General features: G+C 54.7%; 7 protein-coding genes and 1 pseudogene. 3 read left to right on the top strand and 5 right to left on the bottom strand.

Annotated elements, in window-relative coordinates; translation table 11 throughout:
- Positions 1 to 242 precede the first annotated feature (242 nt).
- The 3 genes and pseudogenes from PHA01_RS27320 (at position 243) to nadE (ending at position 2880) form a co-directional block, all read left to right on the top strand.
- On the top strand, positions 243 to 1403 hold the full coding sequence (locus PHA01_RS27320; RefSeq protein ID WP_271899418.1) for a cystathionine beta-lyase: 1161 nt from the start codon (positions 243 to 245) through the stop codon (positions 1401 to 1403).
- Positions 1404 to 1578: 175 nt separating this feature from the next.
- Positions 1579 to 1908, top strand: a pseudogene (locus tag PHA01_RS27325) (GFA family protein); the annotation flags it as partial.
- Positions 1909 to 2058: 150 nt separating this feature from the next.
- On the top strand, positions 2059 to 2880 hold the full coding sequence (gene nadE / locus PHA01_RS27330) for an ammonia-dependent NAD(+) synthetase (protein WP_271899424.1): 822 nt from the start codon (positions 2059 to 2061) through the stop codon (positions 2878 to 2880).
- A 345-nt stretch (positions 2881 to 3225) separates the two neighbouring features.
- Here nadE and PHA01_RS27335 read toward each other — a convergent pair whose 3' ends face one another.
- From PHA01_RS27335 to PHA01_RS27355, 5 genes are all read right to left on the bottom strand, one after another.
- Positions 3226 to 4161, bottom strand: a complete 936-nt coding sequence (locus tag PHA01_RS27335) for a transposase (RefSeq protein WP_271899419.1) — start codon at positions 4159 to 4161, stop codon at positions 3226 to 3228.
- Between the two features lie 198 nt (positions 4162 to 4359).
- On the bottom strand, positions 4360 to 4569 hold the full coding sequence (locus PHA01_RS27340) for a DUF3606 domain-containing protein (protein WP_271899420.1): 210 nt from the start codon (positions 4567 to 4569) through the stop codon (positions 4360 to 4362).
- A 218-nt stretch (positions 4570 to 4787) separates the two neighbouring features.
- Complete coding sequence (locus PHA01_RS27345) at positions 4788 to 5093, bottom strand: hypothetical protein (protein WP_271899421.1); 306 nt, start codon at positions 5091 to 5093, stop codon at positions 4788 to 4790.
- 450 nt (positions 5094 to 5543) lie between these two features.
- Positions 5544 to 6440 (bottom strand): DUF72 domain-containing protein, encoded by an 897-nt coding sequence (locus PHA01_RS27350; protein WP_271899425.1) that lies wholly within the window; start codon positions 6438 to 6440, stop codon positions 5544 to 5546.
- A gap of 209 nt (positions 6441 to 6649) precedes the next feature.
- Positions 6650 to 7011: SDR family NAD(P)-dependent oxidoreductase (locus PHA01_RS27355; protein ID WP_271899422.1), on the bottom strand; the 362-nt coding region annotated here is incomplete at its 5' end.

Raw genomic sequence — 7011 nt, forward strand, 5'->3', positions numbered from 1 at the left:
GGGAGATTATGCCTGTTCCTGGTTTTCCTAGCCCCACCCTGAGTAAGCCATACCGATCATACTGGCGAAGAAGGCGAGCAATAGAGCACCGTTGTCTTGGAGGAAACGCATGGGAGAATGCTCTCTTTTGTTGGGCACCTGCGCCGGGCAGCTTGGAACATAGCTCCGCTTCGGAACATTTCTGACCAAGAATGATTTGGCATTGGTGGTTCACAGCAATATCATTTTCTGAAGGATTCCGAATGCATTGGCGTACCAGGCTCTTGAACCCGGAACAGAAGCCAATCGGCGGGTACCAGTCTCTTGTCACCCCGACCTATCGGGGTTCGACCGTGATCTTTGACAATGTGGGAGCAGCGCACAATAACTGGCGTCAGATCGAGGCCGGTTACAATTACGGACTTTATGGAACGCCTACCGTGCTGGAATTGGGTGCACGGATTGCTGAACTGGAGGGTGCTTACCGCACTTTTGTGGTCCCAGGAGGTCAGGCCGCAATCGCCTTGATCTATCTCGCCCTCTGCAAGACCGGCAGCCATGCCCTGGTACCGGCCAGCGCCTATGGCCCCAACAGGGAATTGGCCCAAAAGCTACTGCAGCGTCTGGGCATAGAGGTTGAGCCCTATGATCCTCTGGTTGGTGATGGGATCGGCGCGTTGATAAGACACAACACAGCGCTCGTGTGGACGGAAAGCCCGGGTTCGATCACGATGGAAGTCCAGGACGTTCCCTCCATAGTTGGGGTCGCTCATGCGCGTGGTGTTCCGGTTGCCCTCGACAACACATATTCTGCCGGGGTTCTCTTCGACGCCTTCGCGCATGGTGTGGATATCAGCATGCAGGCCCTGACCAAGTATGTAGGAGGGCACAGCGATCTTCTTTTGGGCACCGTGTCCGTGAAAGACGATGCCTTGTATGAGTCAGTGGGTACTGCCTGGGATCTGTTGGGCATGGCGGTTTCGCCCGATGACGCCAGCCTGGCTTTGCGCGGTCTGCAAACGCTCGGCGTGCGTCTGGAAAGGCTGGAACGTTCGACACTGCAGGTTGCAAATTGGCTTGCCGAACAATCGGCGATCCAGAATGTGCTTCATCCGGCGCTCCCGTCGTCGCCGGGTCATGTCTTCTGGAAACGCGATTTCACCGGGTCCGCGAGTGTCTTTTCAATCGTGTTCAAGAAAACATTTGGTCCGAAGGACGTTGACGACTTCGTTGATCGACTGGCGCTGTTCAAAGCCGGCTACAGTTGGGGAGGGGTCACCTCGCTGGCGATGACTTATCCCTATCTTGCAAACGGCGGGGAAGATTTCAGCGGGCGAATCGTCAGGTTGAATATCGGTCTGGAAGAACCCGACGATCTTATTGCTGATCTTCACCAATCACTGCGGATTATGGTTCCGTTGTGACGATTGAGGTTTTACTTCGGTCAGGACCAAGCATGGAAGCGCGCGCAATTCCTTGGCTGGCAACCAAGTCATGGCCCCGGTGTGTTCCTCATCGTTAGACTAAGATTCGGAACCTTGATGCGTTGCAAGGAACAAAGTCCCGCCATCTCTGTTGCACGTGCAGTGGAGGAACCAGATGGTTGACAGGCTAGAGACAGCCAGCTGTTTTTGCGGCAGGGTACAAGCGGAATGCGAAGGCGAACCGTTTTGGATCAATTACGATCATGATGCCGATTGCAGGCAAGCGATCGGCGGCCCGCTTACTGTTTGGGTAGGATATAGACCGCAGCAATTCCGCATAACCAAGGGTGAGATGAAGAGGTTCTCGAAGACATCTGGCGTTACCCGGACGTTTTGCGGGAACTGCGGATCGTCAATCGGATATTTTGATGAGGGTATCAAGGACGAGATATATCTGACGATCGGCTTCTTCGATAACCCGGAGGGGTTCAAGCCGGCGGCTCACGGCTATTGGCGAGAGAAACTTTCCTGGGTCGAATTTTCTGACAATCTCCCGCGGTTTGATGAATATACACGTATCCGAGACGCCGAATTTGGCAATCCCAACACCAGAAAGACTAGCGGAGAACGATCGAAAGGAAGGGAGACAGTCAACATGAGCACCGGGCAACAAGAAATCATTCGATCACTCGGAGTGAGCCAAGACTTCGATCCGGTTTCGCAGACCCAGGACCGAATTGGGTTTCTGGCCGAATATTTGCGATCGTCCGGATCAATGACCTATGTCCTTGGTATCAGCGGAGGCGTCGATTCTCTCCTTGCAGGCATGCTTGCCCAAAGTGCCGTGGAGCAACTGCGCGAAAACGGATACGACGCCCAGTTCATTGCAGTGCGTCTGCCCTACGGCGTGCAGGCAGATGAGGATGCGGCATCGATGGCCCTGACGGCCATTTCACCGGACCGTGTTCTTACGATCAACATCAAGCCGGCCGTCGACGCGATGATGATGGCACTGAAGCGGGGGGATCTCGCGTTCCGCGACGAGGCCCATGAGGATTTCGTACTCGGCAACATAAAGGCCAGAGAACGCATGATCGCCCAGTACGCAATTGCTGGGGCTCACCACGGCCTCGTCATTGGCACGGATCATGCGGCAGAGGCAGTCATGGGCTTCTTCACCAAGCATGGCGACGGAGCGGCCGACATCCTGCCGCTGTCAGGATTGATCAAACGGCGCATTCGCGCCATGGCTGCAACGCTGGGCGCTCCGGATCACCTGGTTACCAAGGTCCCGACAGCCGACCTTGAGTCTCTCGTGCCACAGCGTCCAGATGAAGATGCGTATGGGGTCACCTACGACCAGATCGATGACTTCCTGGAAGGGAAGCTGATCGTGGAGAATGCCAGGGACATCATTGTTCGCGCCTATAAAGCCACGCAACACAAACGCGCCCTGCCTGTAAGCACCGTCTCATGAATGCTGGACAAATCATTTCCGGAACGGATCACTGAATGAGACAAATGTTCAATGGTACGAGCGCAATGCAAAATGGAAAGGCACATTTCACCGTGTGGGTTCCGTCCTCCAACCATTCAGCGGCCTGAAGCGTTGCGGGCGAGCAAGTCAGCCAGCATGTGCATTGCGCGTCGTCTGTAGGCTAAGAGGTAAAGGCGAAACGAATGCAGAGAAGCGCTAAAACGACAACGACTGCCGCCACGAACACTTCCCAGTCAAGGGCGAAAAGCGTGAAAGGACCGTGCATCCGCCATACCAGTTTGAGGGCAAACAGCTAGCCGATATTCCAACTAGTATCCGTGTTGATCAAGCCCTATTTTCGGACCATTTTCTCCCGTCACGCAGCAGAGCGTTGGCGATGGTTACAAGCTTGCGCATGATGGCTGTGAGAGCCACTTTTGCGGGTTTGCCTGCTTTGATCAACTGCTGATATTTAGCCTTGTGAGTCAGGTCATGCCGGATCGTGCAGAGCGCGGGCATGTACATCGCTCGGCGCAGGAATGGACGCCCGCCCCGAATGCGTTCCTTACCCTGCCATCGTCCTGACTGCCTTGAGATCGGTGCCAAACCTGCGAGGCATGCGGCTTGCTTTCCGGACATTGAACCGAGTTCGGGCATCTCGATCAGCATCGAAAAGGCTGTGATGTCCGATATGCCAGGAATGCTGGTGAGGATCTCCAAACGCGCCAAAAGCTCATCATCCTGAGCGATCATTTCCATGATTGCCTGATCGAGTTGCTTCAGATGCTTTTCAACCTGAATCAACCGTTCCTTGAGATGACGCTTCAGAAGCGCTTGCGTAGTTGTTTGCAGCCGTGTTTTGACCGTCACCCGGTCTTTGATCAGTCCACGCCTTGCTGTCGTCATCTCCCGGAGAACATTGAGGTATTCGGCTTTGGGTGCTTGAGGTTGAAGCTGCAAGACAGCTCCCATTCTGGCCAAAACCTCCGCATCCACCTTGTCGGTCTTTGCCACTCTGCCAGTCGCCTCGGCAAACCTGCGCGCCTGCCACGGATTGACTTTGACATACCGCACGGCCGCAGCAGCAAGGCTCGCTTCAAGTTGACGGTGATAGATTCCCGAGGCTTCGAATACGATGAGGAGAATCTCCTTCTCCGCAATCCAGCCTTGGAAATTATCGAGGCCACTGTTGTCGTTGGTGAACTGACGGTGCTCCTCTCCCGTCAAGCAGAAGACGTCAAACTTGTCTTTCGACACGTCGATTCCAATGATAGCATTCATCTGTCTTTTCCCTCACCTGGTCTTGTCATGCGGGCCTCACGCCCCTGTATCCGTTCAGGCCGATAGAAAAGACGGGGCGATCACACTAATTTCCGGTCCCTGTACGACCTGAGGTGCTTCGATCCATCCCCGCCGCTGACTGGCATACTGAAGTGCCAGTCAGCACCTCGCTTATCGCAGAAGATCCTGCCCAAAAGCCTAAGACAAGAGGTGCGCATAAGTCTGACGCGTTTTTCGCTTCGACAGCTCGGCCTTTATTTTTTCCCCGTCGCCATTGTACTTCGCGATCAGTTGCTCGGCATCGTCGCGCCGCAGATGCAGGGGCTTCATAAGATATTGGACTTCGTACTTCTTGCCAGCGGCGACTGTTTCCCAGTCGGTCGTACGTTTTGTCTTATCATCAGCCATGACTTCCTCCATCCATAGATTGACCAGGTGAGGTTCGCCGCAGAACAAGGAATATCAGAGTTTGCGCGACGTGCCTCCGTGAGGGAACTAAGCTCCCGACTCGGCTCAAACTTTCATAGCAAGAGATTGTTCCGCACTTGTACGCTGGTGCACGTAACAGCCCGCGGCCCCTTGCACGCAACACGAGCCTCCCGCAGACCCGCCAGATTGCATTGCCGTCAAAGAATGTCGACCGTATGGGTGCTGATGATGATCTGGTGTTGCTGAAAAACGGATTCGAGAGTTTTTCGGTAGTCTTTCCACCAGTCATGAGAAAGCCTTTTGGTCATGACCTCGAAGACGATGATCTGGTCGAACTCCAATTTTCCCCCGTGCGCCCACAATCCTTCAGCGGGCGCGTTGGAAAACGTGGTGACGCCGCCGAATTTGGCCGTCAGCTTCTGTTTCACCCGGTCGTGCGTTTCGGAAGGAAGAGCGCGGCCATCCGGATCATTCAGGGGAAGATATATCTTGACCAAATGCATTTCCTGCCTTCGATGATCGTCTCAATCCACAAATGCCGGGATCCCGGTTTCCCGGCCCCAGTACCCTTCGTCCTATCAACCCGACCGCGCTCCCGATTTAACTCACTTGCCGCTCCACAGGTTCCGCCTTCAGTTAACCTTTGCCGACAGTACTGCTGCCGAATAGGCCGCCTTCGCGTAACTGGTGAACTCTAGGGCATTGCCGGGAGTCGAGCACCTCTCGACGCGCTCGAAACATGCGCCGACCGCGACGAGAAACCGTGCGCCGACGATTCCGGATCAAATACCCAGCCAGCCTGGCAGCGCCGAACAGCCATTGACGCTTTGGCCAGGAACGGCCCCATGAATAACGACGCCCTATTACTTCATGAACATCTGCGCGAACCACCCAAGACCCCCATAGTGATCGCTGCAATCCCCGCACCGTTTCGCCATTTTTCTTCACATTCCCTATGTGCGCAAACCATCGCTTTTCAGGAGTTCTATAAGCGCTTTTGCGTTTTTGATCGCATGACCGTCACGGTCATTGTTGAAATAGACCCAAACATTTTTGGCGCGGCTCTTGCGGATTCGCGCAGCCCAATTCGCTAATTCGTCGTCGCTGTAGTCATGACGGTACCAATTCGTGGTTCCGTGGAATCGGACGTAGATATCGTCGGCGGTTTTGACCAGTTCCTCTGGAAGTCGCGGTCCGCTGCAGGAGCAGAAGATCGCTCCGGCCGCACGAAAAGCCGCATAGACTTCCTCGTTCCACCAGCTTTTGTGACGAAATTCAACGACGTTGCGGTGACGTGGATTCAGTTGCTGCAAGATGGTTTTAAGAAATGCCGGGTCGTAGCGAACGCTTGGAGGTAGCTGAAACAGAAAACAGCCCATTCGTTCCCCAAGCAAATCTGCGATGTATCCGAAATCGCGTATCAAGGGTTCGGTACCGTCAAAACGCTTAACATGAGTGATCAGTTCGCATACTTTGATCGTGTAGACGAAGTCGCCAGTCGCCTGGCGCAGCCAAGTCCTGACTGTCGCAACCGTTGGCCAGGCATAAAATGGTGCATTGAGCTCCACGGTTCCAAAACTTTTTTCGTAAATCGAAAACCATTGACTTGATGGCACGTCATCTGGATAAAATTTGCCCTTCCAATGCCAATAGTACCAGCCGGAACACCCAACATGGACGCCATCCCGCAGACGATTAGACGGGGCCACCGGCTCAAGCACGTCTTCCTTCGAAATACGAACTGCGTGCATCTTTGCCGCGCGTTGTAGATTTGTCAGTCGTTGCCTTTGCCTGCGCTCGGCTCGCCGCTCGCGTCGTTGTTGGATCTCTTCGGGGGAACGATCGCTCACGGCAGCAATTTCTCCTGCGCGTAACCACTGCAGACTAACTTTAATCCACAATCCAGAATGCGAGCTGAGAGACGTAACGCGCCCTTAGCGAACCAAATCTGCTTACGCCAAAACAGGTAGCCGCCCGGACAATGCAAGCTGGCGGACGTTGTCCGACGACCCATCGCTGCAGTCTCAAGATCGGTCGTTGTGATGACATGCAATGTTGATCATTCCTTCGCCGATCCTGGTGCTGCTATTTTGGCATGCTGCCCGGCCAGCATTCCAGACGGTGTGATGTTCGCAATTGCCGACTGGAGCTTGTTCTTCCAGCCACTGACGACGTCTCCCTCGTTGCCCATCATGGCGTCGAATCCGGCCCGCGCGACATCAGCAGGGTCATCCTTCTTGGACTGGCCTATTGCCGTGTCAAGCATATGCGCGCGCTCGAAGAAGCGGGTGTCCGTGGCACCCGGCATAAGGCAGCTGACCGTCACGCCGGTGTCCTCAAGCTCTTCACGCAGGGCGAAGGAAAAACTGTTCAGGAAGGCCTTGGTACCGTTATAAACTGCCTGATAGGTGCCTGGTATGA

The organism is Candidatus Phyllobacterium onerii (assembly GCF_028331445.1).
In the GTDB taxonomy this organism is placed as follows: Bacteria; Pseudomonadota; Alphaproteobacteria; order Rhizobiales; family Rhizobiaceae; genus Phyllobacterium; species Phyllobacterium onerii.

What these genes read in the sequence shown, in the direction of transcription:
- PHA01_RS27335 (WP_271899419.1), bottom strand. Translation starts at nt 4,161, where the DNA reads ATGAATGCTATCATTGGAATCGACGTGTCGAAAGACAAGTTTGACGTC.
- nadE (WP_271899424.1), top strand. Translation starts at nt 2,059, where the DNA reads ATGAGCACCGGGCAACAAGAAATCATTCGATCACTCGGAGTGAGCCAA.
- PHA01_RS27340 (WP_271899420.1), bottom strand. Translation starts at nt 4,569, where the DNA reads ATGGCTGATGATAAGACAAAACGTACGACCGACTGGGAAACAGTCGCC.
- PHA01_RS27320 (WP_271899418.1), top strand. Translation starts at nt 243, where the DNA reads ATGCATTGGCGTACCAGGCTCTTGAACCCGGAACAGAAGCCAATCGGC.
- PHA01_RS27345 (WP_271899421.1), bottom strand. Translation starts at nt 5,093, where the DNA reads ATGCATTTGGTCAAGATATATCTTCCCCTGAATGATCCGGATGGCCGC.